Source organism: Phycisphaerales bacterium (genome assembly GCA_020852515.1).
Classification (GTDB): Bacteria; Planctomycetota; Phycisphaerae; order Phycisphaerales; family UBA5793; genus UBA5793.
Genome location: JADZAS010000035.1, coordinates 1 through 23,761, shown reverse-complemented (window position 1 = coordinate 23,761; position 23,761 = coordinate 1). Strand labels below are relative to the sequence as shown.

Genomic DNA, 23,761 nt, shown 5'->3' with positions numbered 1-23,761 from the left:
GAAAAGGGTGGCGATTACACCTTTCGCAGCAACGTGATGCGGCCGATGGGCACCCACTCCGCCACCAGGATGTCGCCGTTGGCCAGCCAGATGGCGTCGTGCGGGTGAATGAACTTTCCGGGGATGAACTGCTCGCGCGGCGCGCCGCGCAGGTTCGAAGGGAATCCATCGCCGAGTTGGGCTACCACCTTGTTGCCCGCGTCGAGGATCATGATCACACTGTCGAGATCTGGAACGAGCAGCAGTTGCCCGCGCGTCTTGAAGTGGCATGGCTGGCGGATGCCCTGCGTGATGATCTCCTGCGGCTGCCCGTCGAGAGAGAAGTACTGGAGGCGCCGATTTCCGCGATCGGCCACAAGCAGGCGCGGCGTGGCGGAGCGGCCGTCAACCCACAGGCCGTGCGGGCAACTCAATTGGCCGGCTTGATTGCCGGGCGAGCCGATGGTGCGGAGGTATTCGCCCTTGATGTTGTACTGATGGATGTAACTCGAACCGTACCCGTCGCCGACGTAGAAGTCGCCGTTGGGCGCGAACGCGACGTTGGTCGGCCGCCACTGGTTGACGGACTCATACTTCTGCGATTCGAGCGGAACGCTCTTCTCCCAGAGCACCTCGCCGCCCAGCGAGGTCTTGACGACCAGGCGGCGGTTGATATCGCAGTGATAGAGATACTCGTCGCCGTCTTCTTCGCGCAGGTCGAGGCCATGCGCCCCGTTGCGGAACGCCGCGCCCCAGGAGGTGATGCACCTGCCCTCGGGGTCGTAGACCACGACGGCGTCGGATGAGTCGCTCGTGGGGTGCACCGTGTGCGCAACGTAGATTCGGCCGGCCTTGTCCTGGCACAGGCCGTGCGTGTCGCCCCACTTGAGACCGGCTGGCGGTACGAGCCAGTCGTGGATGGCTTCGTAGGTGTGCTCGCCTTCGCCGAGGATCGGATTGAACATGCCCGACTTGCACGCGGCCCGGACATACGGCGCGGCCAGCAGCCCGGCCGCACCCGCCGCGGCGGACTTGAGCAGGCCTCGCCGGCTCGTCGCACACTCACGCCATTGCTTCATCTGCTGCTCCTTGCCGCGAAAGGTGTTGACGCTTCACGGTCTGTCCACGGGCGCTGCGCCGCCTGCGTCCGACGTGCTGCTGAAAGGTGCCCAAACCGCGACGTCGGGCCGGGCGGCGGCGAACGCCGCAACGCCCTCGGCGGTTGCGCTCGTCTGCCACAGGTAAAGTTCGCGAAGTGTTGTGCAGGCGACAAGCGACTCGAGACCGGCGTCGGTAACGGTCGTGCCGTACAGGTTGAGGTACTCCAGCCGGGGGATCGCGGCGATGGAAACCAGCCCGGCATCGGTGACAGCCGTGCGCTCAAGGTGCAGCCGGCGAAGTTGCGAAAACGCCGCGAGTCTCGCCAACCCTACATCAGTGATCGACGTGCCGCCCAGATTCAGCCACACGAGCGTCTCGCGCAAGTCAGAGAGCAGATCAAGATCGGCATCCGAAATCGATTCGCCGACGACGCTGAGATTCACATCGACGGCGTCGCTGCCCTGCTGAATGCGTGTCGCAGCGCCGCCGCGGCTGGTGATCGCATCAAGCGCCGCCGCCAGCCGCGCAGGGTCGGTCGCAATGATCTGATTCCATGGTACGTCAGTGGGCGCGGGAACGGTGAAGCCATCGGCGCTGTCGCCGGGCGTTTCGTCAGCCCTGACCTGCTCATCCGCTCGGGGTTCGATCGAGGGCGCCGCCGGTGCGGCTTCGGGTGCGCCTTGTGCGATCCACGTCTCGATCAGTGCGATCTGTTGACTGCTCAGCCGCTCACCCTTGGGCGGCATGGCGTCGTCGTCGCCTTCGGGCAGTCGAACGCGGCGGAGGAGTTCGCTGCGTTCCGGATCGAACGGCTGCACGACCCAGAGCGCCTCGTCTTCGCCGAAGAGGCCGTCATAGTGGTCGAGGCGCAAGCCGCCGCGCTGCTTCGTCGGGCCGTGGCAGTCGGCGCATCGCTCGGTGGTGATCGCGACGACATCCGGGTTGAAGAACACGCCGGCCCCGGCCGGGTCGGATGCCGAATCGGGCGCGGTGCTCGTTGGATCTGTGGCTCTTTGAGCCTCGCTCGCGCGATCGCTCGTCTCCGGCTCGCGCGCTTCGGGCCGCAGCAGGCTCGTGAGATAATCATCGCCGTAGACGAGCGAGCCGCCGAGGTGTCCGGTCACGCCGATCGCCGCCGCGGTGAGCACCAGCGACAAGACGTACGCCGCGCGCCAGCCGCGCCGCGCGCTCTTGAGATTGATGCGCCCAATCAGCAGCGCCGCTCCGCCAATCGCGCCGGCCGCAATGCCGGGCACCTGGTGGCGATCGATGGCCGGCGCCAAGGCTCGGCCGTGCGACTCGAACTGCTCATTGGCCAGTCCGGAGGCGATCGCCGCGGCGGCAAAGGCAACCCCGAATCCCAGGCACGTCAATGCAGTTGGAGAGGGTCGCGGCTTGCGGCGCACCAATCGGAAGACTTCGAGCATCACCGCCGTGAGTAACAGCGCTATCGGGAAGTGAACCACCAGCGGATGCAGTCTTCCCACCAGGCGGAGCCAGAGTGCCGGCGGCGCCCCGGCTGCATCCGATGATGCGCCCAGTGCGATCGTCGCTGCGGCGAACGTACAGGCGCAGGTGACGCCGGCAATCAGGCGCCTCAGGCGGCTGCGCGAAGCCGCCGCGGTCGAGCGTTCCAGTTGTGGCGGCAGGTGCATGTCGCGGCAATCGTAGAGCCGTCGCGGCGGCGTGGTGCGGCTCTGTGGCTACCGGCGCGGCGGGCCTGGCCGGTCTGCTGGCGAGGATCGGCTGGTTGCCAAGCCTCGGTGGTTGAAACGCTGAGACTGCGCCGTTCGGCGTTGGGGAGAACCTGGGCTCGTGGAAGTGACACGCCGCGGCGGATGCAGTCGGCGGGCGAAGAAGTCCGGTGGATCGTGTGATCGAAGATGCGTCAGGATGATGGGCGGCGTGGCGCATCATGGATCTGCTGATGCCGGTGGACTTTGCGCCGCAGCCATCCGCGTCAGGCCGTCTCGACCGCTGGTGTTCCCCCGAGGTAAATTAGGTTTCTCCCGTCGCGCCGTGGTCATGTGGCGTATGGTAATTCTGGATGCCCAGTTACCACCTCTATTCCACTATCCGAGGCAAGTTCTTCTTCACGCTGTTTTCTCCGAAAGGGCATCGGCTGCTTCAGAGCGTGATGTTCCGCACCAGAGAAACCGCCGCCGCGGCGGTCGAAGACTGCCGTCAGTGTTCACCCATCGACGACCGCTACCAGCGCCTCGAGACGGCGCGCGGCTGGCTCTACTTCGATCTGCAGACGCTCGCCGACTCGCTGCTTGCCTCCAGCGAGACTTTTCTGACCGAAGCGCAGCGCGAGGATGGAATCTCGCAGTGCAAGCGATATGGCCCCGTGGCTCGCTTCGATCCCGAAAGCCCCGGAGGCCCGCCGCTGCGCACCCAATGACTGCAGTGTGCTGCACAAAGCGCGACGCCCGCAGCATGTTGCTGCAGGCGTCGGCTGTGGATTCATCGGATGACGAGCGTTCGATTGGGCGAAGCGTCTATTGCTTGGGACCCAACTGGCCGCTGACGCCGTGTTGTGAGAGGCCGTGGGCGGCGAGATTCACGCTGCCCAGGCCGACGAGATCGATGTCCGCCTGAAGTGCTGCGGCGCGGTCATCCGCTTCCATCAGCGCCTGCAGCATCGACTCCGTCGTTTCGTCGTGCGGCGTAACGGCGGCCACGCATACGCAGGTCACGGTGTTCACGCCGTCGCTGGCGGTCACGATGACGAGGTAGACGCGGCCGTCGCCCGGTCCCTGGCGCTCGGAACGAAGGAAGAATCCGCTCGCGCCGCTGGCCAGTTGGGTCTTGAAGTCGGGCGCGTGCTTGCCCGTGCCGTCTCCGGTTTCGGGAATCTCAGTTTCATCCGAGACGACCATGACATCGACCGTGAGGTTCTCGGCGGGCGTGTCGGGATCAGCAACGCTGAAGAGCGAACTGCTGATGTCTACGAACTCGTGGTTAGGCGACCAGAGCACCGCTGCGGTGCCGCAGGTGATGACCGGCGGCTGATTCGCTTCCGCGAGGCGGATGGTGATGGCTTGGGAGTAATCCACGGCAATGAAGGAGTAGTATCCAACACCGGCCCAGATGCCGGCAACCGTCGAACCCACATCAGGCGTTGCGGGCGCGCCCAGAAAGACTGGGCCGGCGTAACTGTAAAGTCCGTTGCGCGCCAGCGGAGTGGTGACACTCACCCAGATGTCCTGCGGCACTGGAACAGGCGTGGTCAGATCGGTCGTGATCGTCCACACCGTACCGAAAGCATCCAGCGGAGGCGGAATCTCGACGTGATACTCGGCGAGCAGACTGCCGCCCGGGAAGCCCACGCCCGCGACCGGGGGCGCGCTGTAGAACTGCACGAGAGCGTCGACTGGAACGTACGTTCCTGACGTGCCGTAGAACGAGGGATTGGCGGATGCGTTGAAGACTGAGATCGTGAAGCAGACCAGGTTTCCAGCGCGCGTGAGGTGCAGATCGTCGATGTACCCCGGAATGTACTGGCCCATGAATCGCGGATAGGCGTCGCTGTAGGTCACGTTGTACACCACCTCCCCGGTCGTTCCATGGCCTTGGGCGCTGCCGGCTTCGGCGGGAATCGCCACCGGTTCGGGTGGACCCTGCGCCAGCAGTTGCGGGGTGAACACCACGCCTACTGCGGCTGCAATCGTCTTGACCATCGAGATCCTCGAAAACATGCGTTGCCTCCTCTTGCTCTGGCGGGACGGGACAGTATGGCCGATCGACGTGATTCAGCCGGCTCAACATCATGGTTGCGCAGCGCAACTGCCACACAACAGTCGGCTGCTTGTGCAGCCGGGCTGCAAATCATGGCCGCGTGCGCGCGGGTTCGCGTACTCGTGATAAACTGGGCAGCCTGAGAAGACGCGGCCGACATCGAGGCTGGTCAGGCGGGGACACTCCGCCGTACGGCAAGCGCCGCGGCCGTGGCGGCGCTGCGTTGCAGTTCGGCTGCAACCGCTCAGCCATGCATACTACTCGAAGTTGACCGCCAGGCGGCCGCGGTCGAGAGGTTTCTGCGCAACATTTTGAAGTTTTTCATCGCGCAGCACCTCAGCGCCGGCACCCAAAAGCAACGCTCCACAACCCGAAGGTCGTGGAGCGTGTAGGCTTCGCAAGCAGCCTCGACGCTGAAGCGTGTGGCTGCTCGAGCGAAGAGTGTGGCTCGCGCGGGAGCAGCGCCGATCAAGCCGGCGGATGCTGCCCCCGAAATGCCTGAGCCAGCAAACTCACGACGAACAACACCAGGAACACGACAAAGAGGATCTTGGCGACTGTCGCAGCGACGCCCGCTACGCCCCAGAAGCCCAGCAGACCCGCGAGCAGTGCAACCACCAGAAATGTAAGGGCCCATCCGAGCACGGCACGCCTCCTTTCTGCTCATGCGCAGCCGGGATTCGGCCGCGATCTCGACAAGTTCGAATGACCGTCCGCCCAAGAGAGCCAACGGCCAGCGGCGCGGCGCCGTCAACCAGACGGCTACCCGTCGCGCACCGTCAAATTTAGTTTCAGCAGCACAACTCTTCGCCGGGCAACCGTCTGCCCTGACTCTCTGATCCTCCCTGATCGCCCCATCAGCACTTCACCCAGACCGGCGGGGAGGTCGGAAGCGCGCTGCTCGTCAGTCGAGGTTAAAGGGCGCCGCGACGTCCGGCCGGGCCGGCGCGTCCCGCTCAATGCGCGAAGGCAGCGGCAGGTGGTTCCGCTCGTACCACCGCTGCGGCTCGGCCTTGAGCCGCCGCACCATCTGCGGCAGTGTGTCGCTCAGATGGCGCTGCGGCGACCAGCCGAGGCGCTCTCGGGCGCGGCCGATGTCCAGTTCGTAATGATCGTCGGCCATGTCGATCATCCACGGCTTGATGAACGGATCTTCGATCCCCGGAATTTCGTTGTGAATCCAGGACCCCGTTCGCGCGACCGCCTTGGGAATGGGGCGGGTGGTCCAGTCCGACTCGCTGTGGATCAATTGCGCGAGGTGGCGCTGCAGGCAATCGTAACTGAGCGTCTCGGGTTCGCCGATGAGCAGCGTCTCGGAGTCGTCAAGCATTCGGCGGTGTTCGATGGTGAGGTCGATGGCCTTCACGACGTCATCGAGGTGGACGAACGACTGGCCGTGCGAGGTGTCGCCCGGGTAGACGTGACTTGTCAACTTGCGCTGAACGATGCGGTCGATCTGGTGTGCGATCGGGATCGACTGGCACCAGTCGGTGTAGACGCCGGCAATGCGCAGAATCGCCGCCGGAATGCGCCGCCGCTGTGCTTCAATGACGTGTTCCGTTTTGACCTTTGACTTGGGATAGTCCCACCGGGGCAGCAGCGGCGACTGCTCATTGATCGGCTCGCCCGGCTCCGTGGGCTTGTGCACGAGCATGGTGCTCGAGAAAATGAAGCGATCGACGTCGAACGGTTGTAGGAACCGAAGCAGGCGCTCCGTGCCGCGCACAGTGACCTTCTCATAGAGATCACTCGGCTCGCCGGAGAAGTCGTAGTAGGCCGCGAGATGGACAACCGCGGCGATCCGGTGGCCGTAGGCGTAGCGCACGCGGTCAAGCCCGCGCTGCACGCTCTTGTCGCTGGTGAGATCGACGCAAACGCATTCGACTTCGGGCGGCGGTTGCGGCTGGCCGTCGCGATCGAAGCCGACCACCTGCACGCGCTTGCGCAGAGCGTCGATCACCGCGGTGCCAAGAAGGCCACTGCTGCCGGTGACGATCACAATCTGTTCGCGGTCTCCGATGACGTTCATGGGATCCGATCTTGCGACCAGCGCGGCTCTCAGCGGTTGGATGGAAGCGGTTGGTCGCGGTGGCGCAGCAGGGCCATCCACCCGCCGCCGTATTGACACTTCACGCGGCCGCGCACGAAGCAGAGGGCGAGGCTCGCGCCGCCCGTCGCAAGCGAGTTGATCACCACGGCCTCGGGCGTTGGCATGAGAAGCGGCGAAGCGAGCAGCCAGAGGGCCCGGGGCAGATTCCAGAACCGCACGCTTCGAGTGCACTCGCCCGCGGCCACGCCACCCACTGCGGCGATAATGGGGCCGATGATGTGGTAATTGGTTGCCGCGGGATCGGTCATGCCGAGCACCGCCGGCGCGGCCATGAGCCAGAGACCCAAAGCGACCTGGACCAGTTGCGCGATCATCCGATGACGCTCCCTTCCGTAGCGGGGCGCTGCTGCATTCCCCAGAACGCTCTCCAGGCTGACACGCCGGGCTGCGCACGCACGCGCGTGAGATGCTGCAGGCTCGCGAGCGCCTCATCCATCGCCGGGGCCATCATGGCGACCGACACCGCGGGCGATGCGAGGCACAACGTGCACCACGAGTCGTACATCACCGGCTGCGCGATGACCAGCCCGATGCTGATGACTCCCAGCGGTCCGACGAGGATGGCAAAAGTAACGACGATCCAGGGCATGGAGCGCCAGCGATCGATGCCGCCGATGACGCCAGCGATGGCGTCGGCGAGATAGCCCAGCGCGCCCAGTGCCGCATCCGAGATGGGAAGCACATACGAGAGTTTGGAACTCAGAATGCGGCGCGTGCCGTTGCCGAAGAACGGCTCCCACACGCGCTCGACCACGCCATACTGCCACAGCGCCAGGTAGGTGGCAATGGCAAAGCCGACCAGCGCCAGGACGATGATGGGCAGCCGCTGCGACCATTTCGCCGGGTTGTAATCCCAGCCGGGCGGAGTGCCTGCATCGCGCGCTTCCATCGGCAGATCTCCCTGATCCAACCGGCGATGCTAGTGAGGCGCCCGAGGCCGGCGGCAGGGGATGGATGCCCGTCGGCCGCAGGGTGATTGGCTCAGGACTCGCTGAGGATTTGCCCGCGCGGCGGCCGGCTGCGTCCCGCGGGTGCCAGTCGTGCCGCGCTGCGGTCAATACCTAGGCGCGCGAGTGATATACGCATCGACCGCCGGGCAGTCTTCGCCCCCGATGACGGCTTTCGTTTGCAACACTCGATTACTGGATGGGAGCGCCGGGCCCCGTCGTGGCAATCCACATGAGCAACAAAACAGCGTGTCATGGGACAAATCTTCCATCCGAGCGCCAACAGTCTTGTGCGTGCGGGCCTCGGGCTGCTCGTGATCCTGGCGCTGCTCGCGCTTTCTTCGGTGCTGCTCGTGGAGCGCTCGCCGATTAACACGCTCGTCGGCGTGGCGCTGTCCCAGCCCGTGCCCTTCAGCCACGCGCACCACGTGCAGGAGATCGGCATCGACTGCCGCTACTGCCACTCGACCGTCGAAGATGAGGCGTTTGCCGGCGTGCCCGCGACCGAGCGCTGCATGCACTGCCACTCGCAGATCTGGGCCGACAGCCCGATGCTCGCGCCGGTGCGAGAGAGCTTCGCTACGGGCATTCCGCTGCAGTGGGCGCGCGTGCACGACCTGCCCGACTACGTCTACTTCAACCACAGCATCCACGTCAGCAAAGGCATCGGCTGCAGCACCTGTCATGGGCAGCTCGACCGGATGCCGCTGACGGCCAAGGCCGAGTCGCTCAACATGGACTGGTGCCTCGCTTGCCACCGCCATCCAGCGCCTTCGCTGCGGCCCGTTGGCGCGACGTTCGACATGGACTGGAGCCGCAATATCGAAACGCCAACCGCGACCGGCCTCATGGAGCGCAACGGCGTGCAAACGCAGGGCCTGACCAACTGTTCAGCGTGCCACCGATGACAGGGCCAAGCATTCATCTTCCTGTGCTGCGCCGGCACGAATGCGGCGAGCACGCGGACGCGGCTGCGGCGCACGAAGCCCCGCAGTTCTGGCGCAGCCTGGCCGAACTCGAAGATGCGAACTGGGCCCTGCACCGCTTCAACTTTCTGCTCTACAACGACTGGGACGATTCACTCGCGGCGATGCGCCACAACCCCAATGTCTCCGTGCGCAGCCGAGGCGTGATGGAGAAGTGCACCTACTGCGTGCAGCGCATCCGCTCCGCGGAGATCGAAGCGCGCAAGGACAATCGGAGCATTCGCGACGGTGAAGTCGTAACGGCGTGCCAAGCCGTGTGCCCGACGCAGGCGATTATCTTCGGCAATCTGCGCGACCAGAACAGCGCGGTGAGCCGGACCAAGGCGCAGCCGCACGATTACGCGCTGCTGGAGGAACTCAACACGCGGCCGCGCACGACGTACCTGGCGCGCGTCCGCAATCCAAACTCAGTTGGACAGACGGGCGGCGAAAATGGCCGGTGAACCGCAGTTCCAACCGAGTCCGGCTCCCCTGCCGCCCGCCAAGCCGCGGCGCAGCGGATCGCGCGTCATCCGCCCGGGCATGACGTATGCCTCGGTCACGGACAAGATCAGTTCGATCGTGCTCACGCGGCCGGTGGACTGGCTCTGGCTGCTGGGCTTTGCGGTGTCATTTTTGCTGACGATGATGCTCATCGGCTCCATCTCCTATCTGCTGGCCGTGGGTGTGGGCGTGTGGGGCATCGACATTCCCGTTGCATGGGGCTTTGCGATCATCAACTTTGTCTGGTGGATCGGCATCGGGCACGCGGGAACGCTCATCTCCGCGATCCTGCTGCTGCTTCGCCAGGACCGTCTACCGCCTCGTCGAGCCGCAGGGCTTTCACGAGGCCAGCCGGCATCTCGATCTCGTGCTGGGCACGTTGAACACGGGTCTGCTGCTCACGAGCAGCCTCACCATGGCGTTGGCGGTGCACGGGGTTGAGAAGGGACTGCGCCGGCCGACGATCGGCTGGCTGCTCGCTACGAGCGTACTGGGCCTGGCGTTCCTCGCGATCAAGGGCTACGAGTACGCGCACAAAGTACACGAGCACCTCTGGCCGGGACCGCACTTCGTTGCGCCGCCCGAGGCGAACCGTGGATTCGAGCAGTTCTTTATCCTCTACGTCTCGATGACCGGTCTGCACGCGATCCACATGGCCGCTGGGCTGCTCATCATGTGGGTGATGGTGATCATCCTGTGGCGAACCCGCCAGGTGGCGCGGCATGCGACGCTGGTCGAGATGTTCGGCCTGTACTGGCACTTCGTGGACCTCGTCTGGATCTTTCTCTTTCCGCTCCTCTATCTGATCGATCGCAGCTGATGAACGATCACGCCGACCATGCCGTTCGCCGGTACCTGGGCATCTTCGCCGCGTTGCTCGTGCTGCTGGGCCTCACGGTCGGCGTGGCGATCGTGCAACTGGGAGCCGCGAACATCGTCGTCGCACTGGCTATTGCCATTGCCAAGGCGTTGCTCGTCGCGTGGGTCTTCATGCACCTGCGATCGAGCACGCCCGTGGTCATCCTCTTCGCGCTCGGCGGGGTCTTCTGGCTGGTGATCCTGATCCTGTTCACCGCCGCCGATTTTCTCGCGCGGTGAGGCGGTTGATCCCGTGAGGCAGTTGCCAGCCGGGGCGGGAGCAAACTCCTCATCGCCTTCACGCGCCATCCATGTACCGTCATGATGAGGTCACGTTCAATTGAGGCGTTGCATGCCGCTCTACGAAGTGCACGGAATCGAGCAGGGTGCGGGAGTGGAGACGATCCTGCCCATCGACGCGCTCTCCGTTGAGGATGCGCTGCGCCGGGCTGACGGCCTGGGCCTGCAGAGCGCCTGCGTCGTCGAGCCGCGCCGTTGCGATGCGCTTGACGATCCCAATTTCATACCGCCCGAGCAGCGCGATGGTTTGTTTGCGTCCTGCGGTCACAGACGGATGGCCCTGGCTGCGGGAGCGATGCTGATCATGTTTGCCGCGGCGGCCACGGCCACGCTTTCGCTGACGCATGCTGGCGCAGGCTCGGCACCGGCCATGCTCAGCGCCATTCTGCTGCTCACTCTGTCCATCGGCCTGAAGGCCGCCATTGTGTTTGCTCGCCTCGGGAGATGAGGAGAGCGCCGGTGAAACGCGATGGTCACAGGCGCGATGCCGTTGCCGCCCCACGTGAACCTGTCGACGCAACGTCGCCGCGGCGTATGTCGCACCCTGATGTTGCCGACCGCTTGAATCTCTCCAGCCTGTCGTATGTGGAGCCCCCGGTGGAGCGAATCGCACCGCGGCTCATTGGCGCGGGTGACGCAGGTGATAGCGTCGCGGCCGTGCGGCTTGAGCGCGCCCTTGAGGCCTTTCGCCGCTATGGGCACCTGCGAGCCGCGATTAATCCTCTGGAAATGGAGCCGCCCGGATCGCCAGAGATCGATGCGGCGACGCAAGGCATGGCCGAGCGCGACCGATACACGAGCGTTGGCATGCGCTGGGGCGGCCGCAACCAGCGATGGACCATCGGCTCCTGGCTCGCTCGCCTGCATCGAACCTATTGCTCAACTACGGGCGCGGAATTCATGCACCTGGCCGACCACCAGCGGCGGGAGTGGTTTGCCGAAGCGCTCGAGCAGCAACCGGCGCCGCTGCTCGATAAAGCGCTGCGCAGCCGCATCCTGCGCGACCTGACTGGCGCGGAGATGTTCGAGCAGTTCGTGCGCAAGCGGTTCATCGGTGCCAAGACCTTTTCGCTCGAAGGCGCCGACGCCCTCATCCCACTGCTTTCGAGCATGATCGAACGGGCCGGCGATGAGGGCATCGACCAACTATTTCTGGGCATGGCGCATCGCGGCCGGCTCAACGTCCTGGCCAACATCATCGGCAAGGACCTCGCGCTCATCTTCCATGAACTGCTCGACGAAGACCCTTCTGCGCATATCGGTGGTGGCGACGTCAAGTATCACCTTGGCGCGTGCGGCACGTGGCGAGCGGAAAGTGGCGCCGACGTGCGACTGTCGTTGTGTTTCAACCCCAGCCATCTGGAATTCGTCAATCCCGTCGCCATGGGGCGCACGCGCGCGGCTCGCGAGCGCGGACGCAACGCCTGCTGCGTGCTCATCCACGGCGACGCGGCGGTGATTGGCGAAGGCGTTGTGGCTGAGGCGCTCAATCTCGCCGCGCTGCGGGGCTACGCCATCGGCGGAGCAATCCACATCGTCATCAACAACCAGATCGGATTCACGACAACGCCCAGCGAGGCCCGCTCCACGCGCTACTGCACTGATCTCATGCTTGGTTTCGACATCCCCGTGCTGCACGTCAATGGCGATGACCCGCTCGCCGTCGTGCGGGCCGGCTTGATCGCTATGTCCTATCGCGAGCGCTTCGGGCGCGACGTGGCCATCGACCTGTGCTGCTACCGCCGGCTGGGCCACAACGAGATCGACGAACCAGCGTTCACACAGCCGCAGATGTACCGCCGCATTCGCGCCCATCCGACCGTGCGCGAGATCTTCCTCGAGCAGCACGGTGGGGCGGGCGACGCTGCAGAGTCGATCGAACATGAACTGCACGAGCACTACGAGCAGCGTCTTGCCGAGGCGAAGATCTGCGGCGGGAGCATGAAAGATGACGATGGCGTCGCGCTCAGCGGAACGTACTTTGGCGGCCGGGCGGCGGACGCCGATCGCGTCGAGACCGCAGCGCCACTGCAGCGCCTGCAATCGATTCTGCAGGTGCTCAGCGCCGTGCCGGAGGGCTTTCGCCTCAATCGGAAAATTGCGCACGGGCTGGAGAGGCGCCGCGCGATGGCTGAGCAGCGCACGCCGCTCGACTGGGCGGCGGCCGAGGCCTTGGCGCTGGGCAGTCTGAGCCTGGAGGGTGTGCCGATCCGCTTGAGCGGGCAGGATACGGTCCGCGGCACCTTCGGCCAGCGGCACCTCACGTGGTTTGACGCCGACACGGGCGCGCCTCACACCCCGCTGCAACACCTCGACGGGTCGCAGGCGCGCCTGGAGCTGATCAACTCGCCATTGAGCGAAGCAGCGCCGCTCGCGTACGAGTTCGGCTACGCGCTGGAGCATCCTGATGCACTGATCGCCTGGGAAGCGCAGTACGGCGACTTCGCCAACGCGGCGCAGGTGATCATCGATCAGTTCCTCGCCAGCGCTGAAGACAAGTGGGAGCGTCTCAACGGCCTCGTGCTGCTTCTGCCGCACGGTTTCGAAGGTTCGGGGCCGGAGCATTCGAGCGCCCGGCTTGAGCGCTTCCTGCTGCTGGCCGCGGAGGACAACATCCAAGTTACCCAGCCGACGACGCCGGCGCAGTACTTTCACCTGCTTCGCCGGCAGGTTCGGCGCAGGTGGCGCAAGCCGCTCGTCGTGCTCACGCCCAAGAGCCTGCTGAGGCATCCGCGCGCTGTCTCGGAGCTTGCCCAATGCGCGGGCGGCGCATTTCAGCCGGTTCTTGGGGACCCGCAGTTGCAGGCGCGCGGGCGGCAGTTTCCTCGCGTGCTGCTGTGCTCGGGCAAGGTCTACTACGAGCTGCTCGAAAATCGACAGCAGCGCTCGCTTGACGATGCCATCGCCATCGTCCGCCTTGAGCAACTGTACCCGTTTCCGCAGGACGAACTCGAAGCAGTCCTGCGACACGTTCCGGATGGCACGCCGCTCAAGTGGGTGCAGGAGGAGCCGGAGAACATGGGCGCCTGGCGCTTCATGCGCGCCCGGCATGGGCCGCGACTCTTCGGCCGCTTCGACATGGGCCTCATCGCCCGCTGTGCGTCGGCCAGCCCCGCCACGGGATCGGCCAGCAGCCACCGTCTTGAGCAGGACCAGTTGATCCATCGCGCCCTCGCAATCGACTGATGCCGGCGAGGGGCATGACCGAATCAAAGGAAGCACCAATGCCTACTGACATCAAAGTGCCTGAGATCGGCGAATCCGTGAGCGAAGCAACCATCTCGCGCTGGCTGATCGCCGAGGGCGAGCAGGTCGAGCGCGATGAGAGCATCGTGGAGATCGAAACGGACAAGGTTTCGCTCGAGATTCCATCGCCGGCTTCCGGAGTGCTTGGCGAAATCGTGGTGCGCGAAGGGGAGACGGCCAGGGTCGGCGATGTGATCGCGCGGTTGTCGGACTCAGACGGCGCGCCGGCGAAGGGGCGTCAAGCCGATGCTCCCGCTTCGCGGCGAGCGCCGCAGACCGCCTCGAAGGAGAAGGCCTCGAACCAGGCATCCTCTGAAGAAGCGCAGCCGGAACAATCTGAGCAGCCGCAGCAGAAGAATGGCGCGCGGCGCAACGGTCCGCAGGCAGCGCGGCACGACGAATCCGAAGACGGCGATGACGAGTCGAATCGCACGCAGGAGAGCCGCGCCGAACTGAAGCGCGAGCCGCGGGAACAGGCTCCGGCTCCGGCGCCGACCGCTGCGGCGCACCGGCCAGATGCCCGCGGGGAGCGGCGCGAGCGCCTCTCGCCGATCCGCCGCCGCATCGCTCAGCGCCTCGTCGAGGCGTCGCAGACCTCGGCGATGTTGACCACGTTCAACGAAGTCGACATGACAGCCGTGTTGAGTCTGAGGAGCAAGTGGGGCGAGCAGTTCGAGCAGGTGCACGGCGTCCGACTCGGGTTCATGTCGCTGTTTGTGCGGGCGTCGGTGGAGGCGCTGCGCGAGTTTCCGCGATTCAACGCCATGATCGACGGCCAGGATGTCGTCTACCGCGACTACATCGACATTGCCATCGCCATCAGCACCGATGCCGGCCTCGTGACGCCCGTGCTGCGCAACGTGTGGCGACTCAGCCTGGCCGACATCGAGCGTCACATCGCCGACTTCGCGGTGCGGGCGCGCAGCAGGGAATTGACCATCGACGAATTGACGGGCGGCACGTTTACGATCACCAACGGCGGCGTCTTCGGCTCGCTGCTCTCGACGCCGATACTCAATCCGCCTCAGACGGGCATTCTCGGGATGCACACCATCCAGGATCGTCCGGTCGCCGTGGATGGCGCGGTGGTCATTCGCCCGATGATGTACCTCGCGCTGACGTACGACCACCGGCTTGTGGACGGCCGGGAAGCCGTGCTCTTCCTCAATCGCGTGCGCGACACCGTGGCGGAGCCCAGCCGCCTGCTGCTGCGCCTGTGAGTTGAATCGCCGGATCCAAAAGAGGAGAGCGGGTCTGCGGAGCAATTACCACAGACCCGCCCGATCGAGGGTGCGTTTAGCGCCAGTTCGCCAGGATGAGGCTGCACTGACCGTAAAGTATCGGGCGCTGGAAGCCCCGACACTCTGGGCAGTTTTCACCTGTGCGCGAGCGTAAATCGCCCGCGCACGGATAGGACATTTGCCGCAAGCGGCGGCTACTTGATGCCTTGTGTCTGCTCAAGCACCCACTTGACGGCATACTGCGTCAGTTCATTGGTCGTCGCGATGTCGAGGCGCCGCTTGATCTTCTGTCGATGGGCATCGACCGTTTTGGGGCTGAGGCTCAGCCGCGTCGCGATTTCGTTCGTGCTCTGGCCGTTGCCGATGAGTTCGAAGACTTCGAGTTCGCGGTCGGTGAGCCGATCGATGGGGGACTGGCCCAGTTTCGAGTCGCCGCCCTGCACGCGGTGCAGCAGATGGTCGGACATGCGCTCGCTCAGGAAGATCTTGTCGCTCAGAACCGTGCGAATGGCGACGATGACGTCTTCCAGAGCCCGCTCCTTGCTGATGTAGCCCATCGCCCCGGCCCGAAGCGACCGCTCGGCAAAGAGCATCTCATCGTGCATCGAGCACACGAGCATGCGCAGCGTCGGGTGCTGCGCCTTGATCTGCTTGACGACTTCGATGCCGTTGGTGTCCTTGAGCGCGATGTCGATGATGAGCAGATCCGGCTTGGTCGCCTTCACCTGTTCGAGCGTCGATGCGAGGTCGTACGCCTCGCCGCACACGCCGAGATGGGGTTCGTGCGAAATCAATTCCGTGAGACCTCGCCGCAGCATCGGATGGTCATCAACGATCAGAACCCGATGCACCTTGGCGGATGCTCTCGCAATCGTGCCGTTTGGTCTTGCACTCACCTGGCTCACGCGTTCCTCCTTCCGCCGATCGCATGCTGGATGTTCCGGCATGGGGCGTTTAATTATTGCACGGTTTCACAGACATCGATCGTGCATTCGGGCACTGTTCAAGAATGGATGCGACCAGTCGTCTCTCGTTCTCTCCCGGCGAGGCGGGCCTGGCGGGCCGGTGGTGAAACGCAGCCAGCCAACGCCTGCTTCGCGGCAGTCGCCGGCAATCCATACACTACTCTCTCGGAATTAGCCTTGCCACCAAGGCGCCGACTCCGACCGCGATGAGAACCGACGTCGCGGGGTTCGAAGCGACGAACTGAACCATCTTCTGATGCGCGCTCCGCGCGGTGCTTACGGCTCGTTCGCCTGCCTCGATTGCGTGGAGGGCTCCCTGTCGCGCCGCGTGAAGGCCGGCGTGCGCGGCCTCACCCGCGCCGCGTCTGGCGTCATCGCCGAGCCGGCTCACGTCATCGCGCAGATCACGAAAGGCCGAATGGTCGTGGTGCGCGGAGACGCCGTCAGGTGGACTGGTTCGGGCTGGTGCGGTCGTCATTTGCATCTCCTGTCTGGGGCAACCCGGCTGCCGGGGAATGTCTCTATCCGGTACCGGCAATTCACTCTACCGGCGTCAGGTGAATTACGACTGAGTTTACCATGAAAACCTGTTCATCTTGTCGAACGATCTCCGGGGTCCCTTGGCAGCGCGCCCCCCGCGGTCGCTACGGGTTGCGGGAAGCCGCAGCTATGAAACACTTTTAATGCGCATTTCAGCACGCGCTCATGCGGGTCCGGTACTAATCAAAGGTCATCGCGAGATGACCCATACTCCGCCTTGCCCGCGTCAGCAGCCCAGCGGCGGCGGAGTGGACGCGGTCTTCGGCCGGGAGGTTGGAGACCGTATTCCGAATCGGCCCGGGAAACGGGCGATTCAGCCGCGCAGGCGGGCCGTCGGCCCAAGCCTGCGCCTTTTCAGGAGGATTGAAAGATGTTGCGAAGACACATTCGCCTCGTCGCCGTTTCGTTCATGACCATGCTCTACGTCGTCATTCTGGTTGGTTGCAACACCATGGAAGGCGCCGGCCAGGACGTAGAGGCCGCCGGCGAAGCAGTTCAGGACGCTGCAGACTGAAAAGCTGCAGCTTTAAAGGAGGTATCACCATGCGCACCAGTACCTGGCGCTATTTGATGACAATCGTTCTGGCCGCACTCTTCGTCGGCGCAGGGGCCCAGATGGTCGGCTGCGAGGAGGGGCCGGCGGAGAACGCGGGCGAAGAGATCGATGAAGCCGCCGAAGACGCGGGAGAGGCCATCGATGACGCTGTCGATGATCTCGACGACGGCGGCATCTGATCCGCTATCCGCTGATCGAGCTGTCCGCGAACCGTTTTCTTCTCGCTTCAAGTGCGCAGTGCGCGCGTCCTACATGGATGCGCGCACTGCGCCTTGGGGACAGCCCCCCTGGGCACCCACACTCGCGTTCCTGCGCGTCCAGCCGTGACGAGTGCAGCGGGCGCCTCGGCCTACGGTTGATCCAATGGAGAGATTTGACTCGATCGATCTGGACGTCACGCTCCTTGAGGAAGCCCTGCGCTTGCTTCTGGCCGTGGCGTGCGGCGCACTAATCGGTTGGGATCGGGAGTCTAAAGGCAGGGATGCTGGCCTGCGGACGCACATCATGGTGGCGCTTGGGTCGGCGGGCTTCACTCTCATTGCCATGCAGATGTTCATGACGCTGGGAAATGCCCAGGATGCGACCGGCGACGCCGTGCGCATTATGGCCGCCATCATCGGCGGCGTCGGCTTTCTCGGCGCGGGCGCGATCATTCAGTCCGGCGGGCGCGTCCGCGGGCTGACCACAGCGGCGGGCCTCTGGGTGATAGCGGCGGTGGGCATTTCAGCCGGCGCCGGCTTCTACAGCAATGCGATGTTCGTGACGGTGCTCGCGTTTCTCACGCTCAATGCGCTTCGCCGCGTTGAAGTTCTGACTGGAAAACGGGATGAAGAACCCCGAATGGCCGGGTCGAGTGCATTTCATCCACACTCGCATCTGAAGGGGCCTATCGTGCCCCAGCGGGAGCAGGCGCCGGGGCGCGGCACCTTCTCGCCGGCCGGTCACCAGGAATCAGCAGTTGAGAGATCGAGTCAAGCATGACTGCCGGAAGTGAAGCATCGAGTCCGCCGGCTGCACCGCCCACAGCCAGGCGGCCCGTCTCGATCGGCTCGCCGCCAGATCCCGTCGTGCAGGCGGATCACGCCATCGTTCTGGCCGAGCGCCAGACTGAGACGAGCGACATCGTCATTCTTTCCAACAGGCTGCCGGTGCATCGAACCGAGCGCGACGGGCAAGCCGTGTGGGAAAGCAGCCCGGGCGGGCTCGTCTCGGCGATGACGCCGATTCTGCGCAACCGAGAGAGCATGTGGATCGGCTGGGCCGGCGCGCCGGACGCACCGAAAGAAGCCTTCGAACACAACGGCATCCACAACGTGCCCATTCATATCACCGAGGAAGAACTCGAAGCCTACTACGACGGCTTCTCCAATCGCACGCTCTGGCCGCTCTACCACGATGCGATTCGCCCGCCCGAGTTTCGGCGGGAGTGGTGGGCCACATTCGTCGAGGTGAATCGGCGCTTTGCGCACGCGGCGGCGGAACGCGTCAGTCGAGGCGGCATCGTGTGGGTGCACGACTACCACTTGCAACTCGTGCCGGCGATGATTCGCGAGCGGCGGCCGGAGGTGCGCATCGGTTTTTTTCTGCACATTCCGTTTCCGCCGCAGGAACTGTTCGCACAACTGCCGCGGCGCGCGGAACTGCTCCGCGGGCTGCTCGGCGCCGACGTCGTCGGTTTTCAGACGGCGACTGGAGCGCAGAACTTCTGCCGCCTCTGCCGCCGCTTCACGCCCGCGACTGGGCGGGGCACCGATCTGCAGTTCGAGGGCCGGCTCATCCGCGCGCGAGCCTTTCCGATTTCGATCGATTTCAATCGCTTCGAATCGCTGGCCCGCCAGCCGGCAGTGCAGGACCGGGCGAGCCAGTTTCGGGCCAAACTCGGCGGCGCGCGGCGCATCATCCTCGGCGTCGATCGCATGGATTACACCAAGGGCATCGAGTTGCGCCTGCGCGCTTTCCAGGAACTGCTGCGGTCCAAGCGCGCCGATCCCGCCCAATGCGTCTTCGTCCAGGTCGGCGTGCCGAGCCGCGAACGGGTGGAGGCCTACCGCGATATCCGGGCGCGCATTGAGGAAGTCATCGGCCAGATCAACGGGGAGTTCGGCGAACTCGGCCTGACGCCGGTCCACTACCTCTACCGGAGCCTGCCGGTTGAGGAACTGGCCTCGCTCTACGTCGCCGCTGACGTGATGGTGGTCACGCCGCTGCGCGACGGCATGAACCTCGTGGCCAAGGAGTACATAGCCACGCGCATCAACGACACTGGCGTGCTGCTGCTCAGCGAATTCACCGGGGCGGCGCGCGAGCTGCAGTCGGCGCTGCTCGTCAATCCGCATGACGACGTCGGGATGCAGTTGGCGCTCGAAACCGCACTGAATATGCCGCCCGCAAGGCAGCGGCAGCGCATCCGGGCGCTGCGCCGCACCGTCCGGCGGCACGACGTCTATGCATGGGCCCGGGAGTTCTTCGAGGCACTGACCGTATGACGACGCTTGACGATCGACTCGCCGAGATCGCCACGGTGCCCATCCTCCTCGTGGCCAGTGATTACGATGGCACGATCGCACCGATCGTGGATGATCCGGGACAGGCTCGGCCGTATCGCGAAGCGATTGTCGCGCTGCGGCTGCTCTCGGGCCTGGCGCAGACCCACGTGGCCGTGATCTCCGGCCGCGCGTTGGCCGATCTGGCCTCGCTCACCGGCCCGCCTGAAGATGTTCATCTCGTCGGCAGCCACGGCAGCGAATTTGATCTCAATTACGCCACCGCGCTGCCCGGTGAAGCCATTGCCCTGCGCGATCGGATCGCGCGCGATCTGTCGGACATCGCCAGTTCGGCCAGCGGGCTCATGATCGAGCAGAAGCCCGCCGGAGTCGCTCTGCACTACCGCCAGGCCACCGCCGAAGACGCCGAACGCGCCCTCTCGGCTGTGCGCTCCGGGCCCGGCTCGATCGAGGGCGTCGTGACGCGGCACGGCAAGAAAGTCGTGGAGTTGAGTGTCGTGACGACGAACAAGGGCGATGCGCTCGATGTCGTGCGACATCGCTGCGGCGCCTCGGCGACGGTCTTTTTCGGCGATGACCTGACGGACGAGGACGCCTTCTCGCGCCTGCGCGGCCCGGATCTGGCGATCAAGGTGGGCCCGGGTGAGTCCATCGCGCCGTTTCGCGTGGAGGGACCTGAAGAGGTAGCGCGCATTCTGGCGCATCTGGGGGAGTTGCGCGCCAAGTGGCTGGAAGGCGCGCAGGCCGCGCCCATCGAAGAGCACTCGCTGCTTTCCGACCAGCGCGCCATCGCGCTGGTCACCAGGTGCGCCCGAATCACCTGGCTCTGCGCCCCGCGCGCCGATGCATCGCCGATCTTCGCCGAGCTGCTCGGCGGACCCACCGCCGGCTACTTCAGCGTCGAACCGGGCGACAGCAGCGCGCCGGTCGAACAGGAATACGACGGCGCGTCCATGGTCCTCCAGACCCGCTGGAAACACATGCGAGTGACCGACTGGTTCGACTGCTCTGCGGGCCGGCCCAACCAGCGACCCGGCCGCGCCGATCTCGTTCGCATCCTCGAAGGAGAGGGAGAAGCGGTCATCACCTTCTCGCCCCGGCTCGACTTCGGCCGCATCGACACGCAACTGCGCCGGCGCGATGGCGGACTCGAGGTCGAAGGTACGCTCGATCCTATCGTGCTTCGCTCACACAACGTTCAGTGGCAGATCGAGCGAGAGGGCATTCATCAGACGGCCACGGCCCGCGTAACGCTCGTCGCCGGCCAGCCGCTCGTCCTCGAATTGCGCCACGGCTCAGGGCGCCTGCGCGATGATCGCATCCAGGTGATCGATCGGCTGCAGCTCACGCACCGTTTCTGGTCGGCATGGGCCGATCGGCTGCGGCTTCCGCCGGAGCGAACCGACATGGTGCAGCGCAGCGCGCTGGTGCTCAAGGCGCTGTGTCACGGCCCGACGGGCGCCATTCTCGCCGCCGCCACCACGAGTCTGCCCGAGCACATCGGCGGAGTGCGCAACTGGGACTATCGCTACTGCTGGATTCGCGATGCAGCGATGTCCGCGGCCGCGCTGGTGCGATTGGGCAGCCTCGACGAGGCAATGGGCTTTCTCAACTGGATGTGCGGCGTGGTGCACGAACGCGAGTCGCCCGAGCGATTGCAACCGCTGTATTCTCTCAACGGACAGGAACTCGGCGCCGAAGCCGAGATCGCCGAACTCTCAGGCTACCTGGGCAGCCGCCCGGTGCGCGTGGGTAACGCGGCTTCGCGGCAGGTGCAGTTGGACGTCTTCGGTCCGATCGTCGAACTGGTCGCCATGCTCATGGAAGCCGAAGCGCCTCTCTCAATCGAGCACTGGAGGCTGGTCGAAGCGATGGTCACGGCCGTGCAGCGCCGCTGGGATGCGCCGGACCACGGCATCTGGGAAATCCGCCGTCCGCGGCGACACCACGTGCACTCAAAAGTCATGTGCTGGCTGACGGTCGACCGCGCTATCGCCATCGCCGACCAGTTGCTCGAACGCGACATGCCCGAGTGGAGGCAACTGCGCGACTGGATCGCCGCCGACGTACTCGAGCACGGCTACAAGCCTTCGGTGAAGGCGTTTACGGCAGCGTATGACGACTGCGACCTCGACGCCGCGTCTCTCTTCGTCGGACTGTCCGGTCTGCTCGCGCCCGGCGATGAACGGTTTCTCTCGACGATCGAGGCCGTCGGATCAGGGCTCAAAGAAGGTCCGACGATCTACCGCTACAGGGCCGATGACGGCTTGCCGGGGTTTGAAGGCGGGTTTCACATCTGCCTCGCGTGGTACATTCAGTCGCTGATCCGCGTGGACCGGCGCGACGAGGCGGAGGCATTGTTCAACGAGTTGTGCGAACTCGCCGGGCCGACGGGAATGCTCAGCGAGCAGTACGATCCGCGCACCGGTCGCGCGCTGGGCAACACGCCTCAGGCCTACTCGCACCTCGCACTGATCAACACGGCGCTGGATCTCAGTGGGCAGCGGTGAACGCCCGCGGCTGCCGGCTGCACCGCGTCCATCGCCATGGCTGCAGCCGTCGGGCTTGCCCGAAGGTCCATTCAGGAAGGGGGAGGTTTGCAGTGATCGGCACAGTGACAGTGAAAGCGGAGCCAATGACGGACTTTCTTGGCCGCCTCGAGGACGTGCCGTGGGAGGAGTGGCTCAAGATCGTCGTCGCCGTGGCGATCGGTCTGATGATCCATCTCGTGCTGTTCTGGATCCTGCGGCGCGTGGCCAGGCGCACCGACACCGCGATGGATCAGTCATTCGTGCGGCGGCTGAGCCGGCCTTCGCGCGTACTGTTTCCGCTGCTCGCGACTCAGTTCGTGCTGCCCAGCGTCGTGGTGCTGTCCGAGAGCGTGCTTCTGCGCCACATCATGAGTCTTCTGCTCATTCTCAACGTAGCGTGGCTCGTGATCGCACTCGTGCGCGCCTCGGCGGAACTCATCAACAGCCACTACGATGTCACGGTCCCGGACAACTACACCGCCCGGCGGATGCACACGCAGATCAACGTCATCTCGCGCGTGCTGGTCGTGCTGATTGCCATCATCGGGATCGGCCTCGCTCTGATGACCTTCCCTCGCGTGCGCGAACTGGGCACCAGCCTGCTGGCGTCGGCGGGCATTGCGGGGATCATCGTCGGCTTCGCCGCCCGGCCCGTGCTGGAGAACATCATCGCGGGCGTGCAACTCGCCCTCACTCAGCCCATCAACATCGATGACGTAGTCATCGTGGACGGGGAGTGGGGGCGCATCGAGGAGATCACCACCACCTATGTGGTCGTGCGCATCTGGGACGATCGCCGGCTCATTTGCCCGTTTACGAAATTCATTTCGGAGTCGTTCCAGAACTGGACCCGTCGCACTGCCGACATTCTCGGCACCGTGTTCATCTACGCCGACTACAGCGTGCCTTTCGCCGCCGTGCGCGACGAACTGAAGCGGATCGTGGAGCAGCACCCCAAGTGGGACAAGCGGGTCTGCGTGCTGCAGGTGACCGATGCCACTGAATCCGCCGTCGAGATGAGAGCGCTCGTCAGCGCGTCGAGCGCCTCGCGCGCATGGGATCTCCGCGTGGATGTGCGCGAGAGGCTGATCGAATATCTCCAGCGCGAGCACCCGCAGGCACTGCCTCAGACGAGGGTTCAGATGATGGATCTTCGCACGGGCAAGTCGGGACCGGAGTGACGGCGCCTCGCTACGCCGACGGGGCGAGCACCTCCGGCGCGGCGCCCAGTTCGGAAATGAATCGCCGAATCTGGGTTGCCAATCCGCGCGGCCCGGTCAGTTTGCACGTGCACACGCCCTCGACGCCGGGATCGTCATCGGCCAGCAGAAAGACGCGGCGGTTGCCTCGCTCGGCGACGAATGCTTCCACCCTCGCCGCGAGATCGTCAGCTCCGTCGGTGATCCAGACAGCCGCCCGCTGACAGTCCTCGGGAAGAGATGCGACTGGCGTGCAGCCGGCCGACCTGGCAAAGGACATCGCCAGCCCGCGCAACCGCGCATCCGCCAGGTCGAGCACTGCCACGGCATCAACAGGCGAGGCAACGCGTAACCGGACCACCGAAACCGCCACAACCTGCAAGAAGGCGCAACAACGCGCAAGAACGCGGCAGGGCGAGACTTACGGGCGATTCAGGCCGCGCGACCGAAACCGCCACGCCAGGCCGAATCGGG

24 protein-coding genes are annotated in these 23,761 nt (G+C 65.0%); 14 read left to right on the top strand and 10 right to left on the bottom strand.

The genetic code is table 11. The features are described 5' to 3' along the window. Nucleotides 1-14 precede the first annotated feature (14 nt). Nucleotides 15-1,058 carry a hypothetical protein gene (locus IT430_19380; GenBank protein ID MCC6910103.1) on the bottom strand — a complete coding sequence of 348 codons (1,044 nt, stop codon included), beginning with the start codon at nucleotides 1,056-1,058 and terminating at the stop codon, nucleotides 15-17. A gap of 33 nt (nucleotides 1,059-1,091) precedes the next feature. Further along, complete coding sequence (locus tag IT430_19375) at nucleotides 1,092-2,735, bottom strand: hypothetical protein (protein ID MCC6910102.1); 1,644 nt, start codon at nucleotides 2,733-2,735, stop codon at nucleotides 1,092-1,094. 392 nt (nucleotides 2,736-3,127) lie between these two features. Between IT430_19375 and IT430_19370 the strand changes: the two genes are divergently transcribed. After that, entirely contained in the window at nucleotides 3,128-3,484 is a 357-nt protein-coding gene (locus tag IT430_19370) for a hypothetical protein (GenBank protein ID MCC6910101.1), read from the top strand. A gap of 97 nt (nucleotides 3,485-3,581) precedes the next feature. Here IT430_19370 and IT430_19365 read toward each other — a convergent pair whose 3' ends face one another. The 5 genes from IT430_19365 to IT430_19345 form a co-directional block, all read right to left on the bottom strand. After that, complete coding sequence (locus tag IT430_19365) at nucleotides 3,582-4,781, bottom strand: hypothetical protein (GenBank protein MCC6910100.1); 1,200 nt, start codon at nucleotides 4,779-4,781, stop codon at nucleotides 3,582-3,584. Nucleotides 4,782-5,289: 508 nt separating this feature from the next. Continuing rightward, nucleotides 5,290-5,466: a DUF1328 domain-containing protein gene (locus IT430_19360; GenBank protein MCC6910099.1), complete on the bottom strand. Its 177-nt coding sequence runs from the start codon at nucleotides 5,464-5,466 to the stop codon at nucleotides 5,290-5,292. Nucleotides 5,467-5,725: 259 nt separating this feature from the next. Then, nucleotides 5,726-6,850, bottom strand: coding sequence for an NAD(P)-dependent oxidoreductase (locus IT430_19355; GenBank protein MCC6910098.1), 1,125 nt, complete (start codon nucleotides 6,848-6,850; stop codon nucleotides 5,726-5,728). 29 nt (nucleotides 6,851-6,879) lie between these two features. Continuing rightward, a complete protein-coding gene (locus IT430_19350) occupies nucleotides 6,880-7,245 on the bottom strand; it encodes a hypothetical protein (GenBank protein MCC6910097.1) in 366 nt (121 codons plus the stop codon). Beyond that, on the bottom strand, nucleotides 7,242-7,841 hold the full coding sequence (locus IT430_19345; GenBank protein MCC6910096.1) for a vitamin K epoxide reductase family protein: 600 nt from the start codon (nucleotides 7,839-7,841) through the stop codon (nucleotides 7,242-7,244). Before IT430_19345 ends, IT430_19350 begins: the two co-directional genes overlap by 4 nt. A gap of 291 nt (nucleotides 7,842-8,132) precedes the next feature. On the opposite strand from IT430_19345, the gene IT430_19340 reads away from it, so the two are divergent. Both IT430_19340 and IT430_19335 read left to right on the top strand, forming a co-directional pair. Then, a complete protein-coding gene (locus IT430_19340) occupies nucleotides 8,133-8,786 on the top strand; it encodes a cytochrome c3 family protein (GenBank protein ID MCC6910095.1) in 654 nt (217 codons plus the stop codon). Next, nucleotides 8,783-9,307 carry a hypothetical protein gene (locus IT430_19335; protein ID MCC6910094.1) on the top strand — a complete coding sequence of 175 codons (525 nt, stop codon included), beginning with the start codon at nucleotides 8,783-8,785 and terminating at the stop codon, nucleotides 9,305-9,307. Before IT430_19340 ends, IT430_19335 begins: the two co-directional genes overlap by 4 nt. Here the strand turns inward: IT430_19335 and IT430_19330 are convergent. After that, nucleotides 9,272-9,499: a hypothetical protein gene (locus tag IT430_19330; protein MCC6910093.1), complete on the bottom strand. Its 228-nt coding sequence runs from the start codon at nucleotides 9,497-9,499 to the stop codon at nucleotides 9,272-9,274. The two genes, IT430_19335 and IT430_19330, sit on opposite strands and share 36 nt — an antisense overlap. A 71-nt stretch (nucleotides 9,500-9,570) precedes the next feature. Here IT430_19330 and IT430_19325 point away from each other — a divergent pair, with 71 nt between their 5' ends. The 5 genes from IT430_19325 (at nucleotide 9,571) to odhB (ending at nucleotide 14,971) form a co-directional block, all read left to right on the top strand. Further along, nucleotides 9,571-10,167 (top strand): cytochrome c oxidase subunit 3, encoded by a 597-nt coding sequence (locus IT430_19325; protein MCC6910092.1) that lies wholly within the window; start codon nucleotides 9,571-9,573, stop codon nucleotides 10,165-10,167. Next, nucleotides 10,167-10,445, top strand: a complete 279-nt coding sequence (locus IT430_19320; protein MCC6910091.1) for a cytochrome C oxidase subunit IV family protein — start codon at nucleotides 10,167-10,169, stop codon at nucleotides 10,443-10,445. The genes IT430_19325 and IT430_19320 overlap by 1 nt, the downstream gene beginning before the upstream one ends. A 112-nt stretch (nucleotides 10,446-10,557) precedes the next feature. Then, nucleotides 10,558-10,953, top strand: a complete 396-nt coding sequence (locus IT430_19315) for a hypothetical protein (protein MCC6910090.1) — start codon at nucleotides 10,558-10,560, stop codon at nucleotides 10,951-10,953. A 149-nt stretch (nucleotides 10,954-11,102) separates the two neighbouring features. Then, nucleotides 11,103-13,691 (top strand): 2-oxoglutarate dehydrogenase E1 component, encoded by a 2,589-nt coding sequence (locus IT430_19310; protein MCC6910089.1) that lies wholly within the window; start codon nucleotides 11,103-11,105, stop codon nucleotides 13,689-13,691. Between the two features lie 38 nt (nucleotides 13,692-13,729). Continuing rightward, entirely contained in the window at nucleotides 13,730-14,971 is a 1,242-nt protein-coding gene (gene odhB / locus IT430_19305) for a 2-oxoglutarate dehydrogenase complex dihydrolipoyllysine-residue succinyltransferase (protein ID MCC6910088.1), read from the top strand. 215 nt (nucleotides 14,972-15,186) lie between these two features. Here the strand turns inward: odhB and IT430_19300 are convergent, their stop codons facing one another. Beyond that, nucleotides 15,187-15,897, bottom strand: a complete 711-nt coding sequence (locus IT430_19300; protein ID MCC6910087.1) for a response regulator transcription factor — start codon at nucleotides 15,895-15,897, stop codon at nucleotides 15,187-15,189. A gap of 970 nt (nucleotides 15,898-16,867) precedes the next feature. Between IT430_19300 and IT430_19295 the strand changes: the two genes are divergently transcribed. The 6 genes from IT430_19295 (at nucleotide 16,868) to IT430_19270 (ending at nucleotide 23,269) form a co-directional block, all read left to right on the top strand. Next, complete coding sequence (locus tag IT430_19295) at nucleotides 16,868-17,011, top strand: entericidin A/B family lipoprotein (protein ID MCC6910086.1); 144 nt, start codon at nucleotides 16,868-16,870, stop codon at nucleotides 17,009-17,011. 29 nt (nucleotides 17,012-17,040) lie between these two features. Further along, nucleotides 17,041-17,232: a hypothetical protein gene (locus tag IT430_19290; GenBank protein MCC6910085.1), complete on the top strand. Its 192-nt coding sequence runs from the start codon at nucleotides 17,041-17,043 to the stop codon at nucleotides 17,230-17,232. 184 nt (nucleotides 17,233-17,416) lie between these two features. Beyond that, nucleotides 17,417-18,034, top strand: coding sequence for an MgtC/SapB family protein (locus IT430_19285; GenBank protein MCC6910084.1), 618 nt, complete (start codon nucleotides 17,417-17,419; stop codon nucleotides 18,032-18,034). Then, on the top strand, nucleotides 18,031-19,539 hold the full coding sequence (locus IT430_19280; GenBank protein ID MCC6910083.1) for a trehalose-6-phosphate synthase: 1,509 nt from the start codon (nucleotides 18,031-18,033) through the stop codon (nucleotides 19,537-19,539). Before IT430_19285 ends, IT430_19280 begins: the two co-directional genes overlap by 4 nt. After that, nucleotides 19,536-22,067, top strand: coding sequence for a trehalose-phosphatase (gene otsB, locus IT430_19275; protein ID MCC6910082.1), 2,532 nt, complete (start codon nucleotides 19,536-19,538; stop codon nucleotides 22,065-22,067). The genes IT430_19280 and otsB overlap by 4 nt, the downstream gene beginning before the upstream one ends. 125 nt (nucleotides 22,068-22,192) lie before the next feature. Beyond that, nucleotides 22,193-23,269, top strand: coding sequence for a mechanosensitive ion channel (locus tag IT430_19270; GenBank protein ID MCC6910081.1), 1,077 nt, complete (start codon nucleotides 22,193-22,195; stop codon nucleotides 23,267-23,269). A gap of 10 nt (nucleotides 23,270-23,279) precedes the next feature. On the opposite strand, the gene IT430_19265 is transcribed toward IT430_19270, so the two are convergent. Next, complete coding sequence (locus tag IT430_19265) at nucleotides 23,280-23,648, bottom strand: hypothetical protein (protein ID MCC6910080.1); 369 nt, start codon at nucleotides 23,646-23,648, stop codon at nucleotides 23,280-23,282. Nucleotides 23,649-23,761 lie beyond the last annotated feature (113 nt).

Bases quoted from the DNA above. Each gene is read 5' to 3' on its own strand.
- IT430_19370 (MCC6910101.1), top strand. From the start codon at position 3,128: ATGCCCAGTTACCACCTCTATTCCACTATCCGAGGCAAGTTCTTCTTC.
- IT430_19380 (MCC6910103.1), bottom strand. From the start codon at position 1,058: ATGAAGCAATGGCGTGAGTGTGCGACGAGCCGGCGAGGCCTGCTCAAG.
- IT430_19365 (MCC6910100.1), bottom strand. From the start codon at position 4,781: ATGTTTTCGAGGATCTCGATGGTCAAGACGATTGCAGCCGCAGTAGGC.
- IT430_19270 (MCC6910081.1), top strand. From the start codon at position 22,193: ATGACGGACTTTCTTGGCCGCCTCGAGGACGTGCCGTGGGAGGAGTGG.
- IT430_19290 (MCC6910085.1), top strand. From the start codon at position 17,041: ATGCGCACCAGTACCTGGCGCTATTTGATGACAATCGTTCTGGCCGCA.
- otsB (MCC6910082.1), top strand. From the start codon at position 19,536: ATGACGACGCTTGACGATCGACTCGCCGAGATCGCCACGGTGCCCATC.
- IT430_19355 (MCC6910098.1), bottom strand. From the start codon at position 6,850: ATGAACGTCATCGGAGACCGCGAACAGATTGTGATCGTCACCGGCAGC.
- IT430_19375 (MCC6910102.1), bottom strand. From the start codon at position 2,735: ATGCACCTGCCGCCACAACTGGAACGCTCGACCGCGGCGGCTTCGCGC.
- IT430_19340 (MCC6910095.1), top strand. From the start codon at position 8,133: ATGGGACAAATCTTCCATCCGAGCGCCAACAGTCTTGTGCGTGCGGGC.
- IT430_19280 (MCC6910083.1), top strand. From the start codon at position 18,031: ATGACTGCCGGAAGTGAAGCATCGAGTCCGCCGGCTGCACCGCCCACA.
- odhB (MCC6910088.1), top strand. From the start codon at position 13,730: ATGCCTACTGACATCAAAGTGCCTGAGATCGGCGAATCCGTGAGCGAA.
- IT430_19295 (MCC6910086.1), top strand. From the start codon at position 16,868: ATGTTGCGAAGACACATTCGCCTCGTCGCCGTTTCGTTCATGACCATG.
- IT430_19335 (MCC6910094.1), top strand. From the start codon at position 8,783: ATGACAGGGCCAAGCATTCATCTTCCTGTGCTGCGCCGGCACGAATGC.
- IT430_19285 (MCC6910084.1), top strand. From the start codon at position 17,417: ATGGAGAGATTTGACTCGATCGATCTGGACGTCACGCTCCTTGAGGAA.
- IT430_19320 (MCC6910091.1), top strand. From the start codon at position 10,167: ATGAACGATCACGCCGACCATGCCGTTCGCCGGTACCTGGGCATCTTC.
- IT430_19330 (MCC6910093.1), bottom strand. From the start codon at position 9,499: ATGAGCATCATCGTCAGCAAAAATGACACCGCAAAGCCCAGCAGCCAG.
- IT430_19350 (MCC6910097.1), bottom strand. From the start codon at position 7,245: ATGATCGCGCAACTGGTCCAGGTCGCTTTGGGTCTCTGGCTCATGGCC.
- IT430_19315 (MCC6910090.1), top strand. From the start codon at position 10,558: ATGCCGCTCTACGAAGTGCACGGAATCGAGCAGGGTGCGGGAGTGGAG.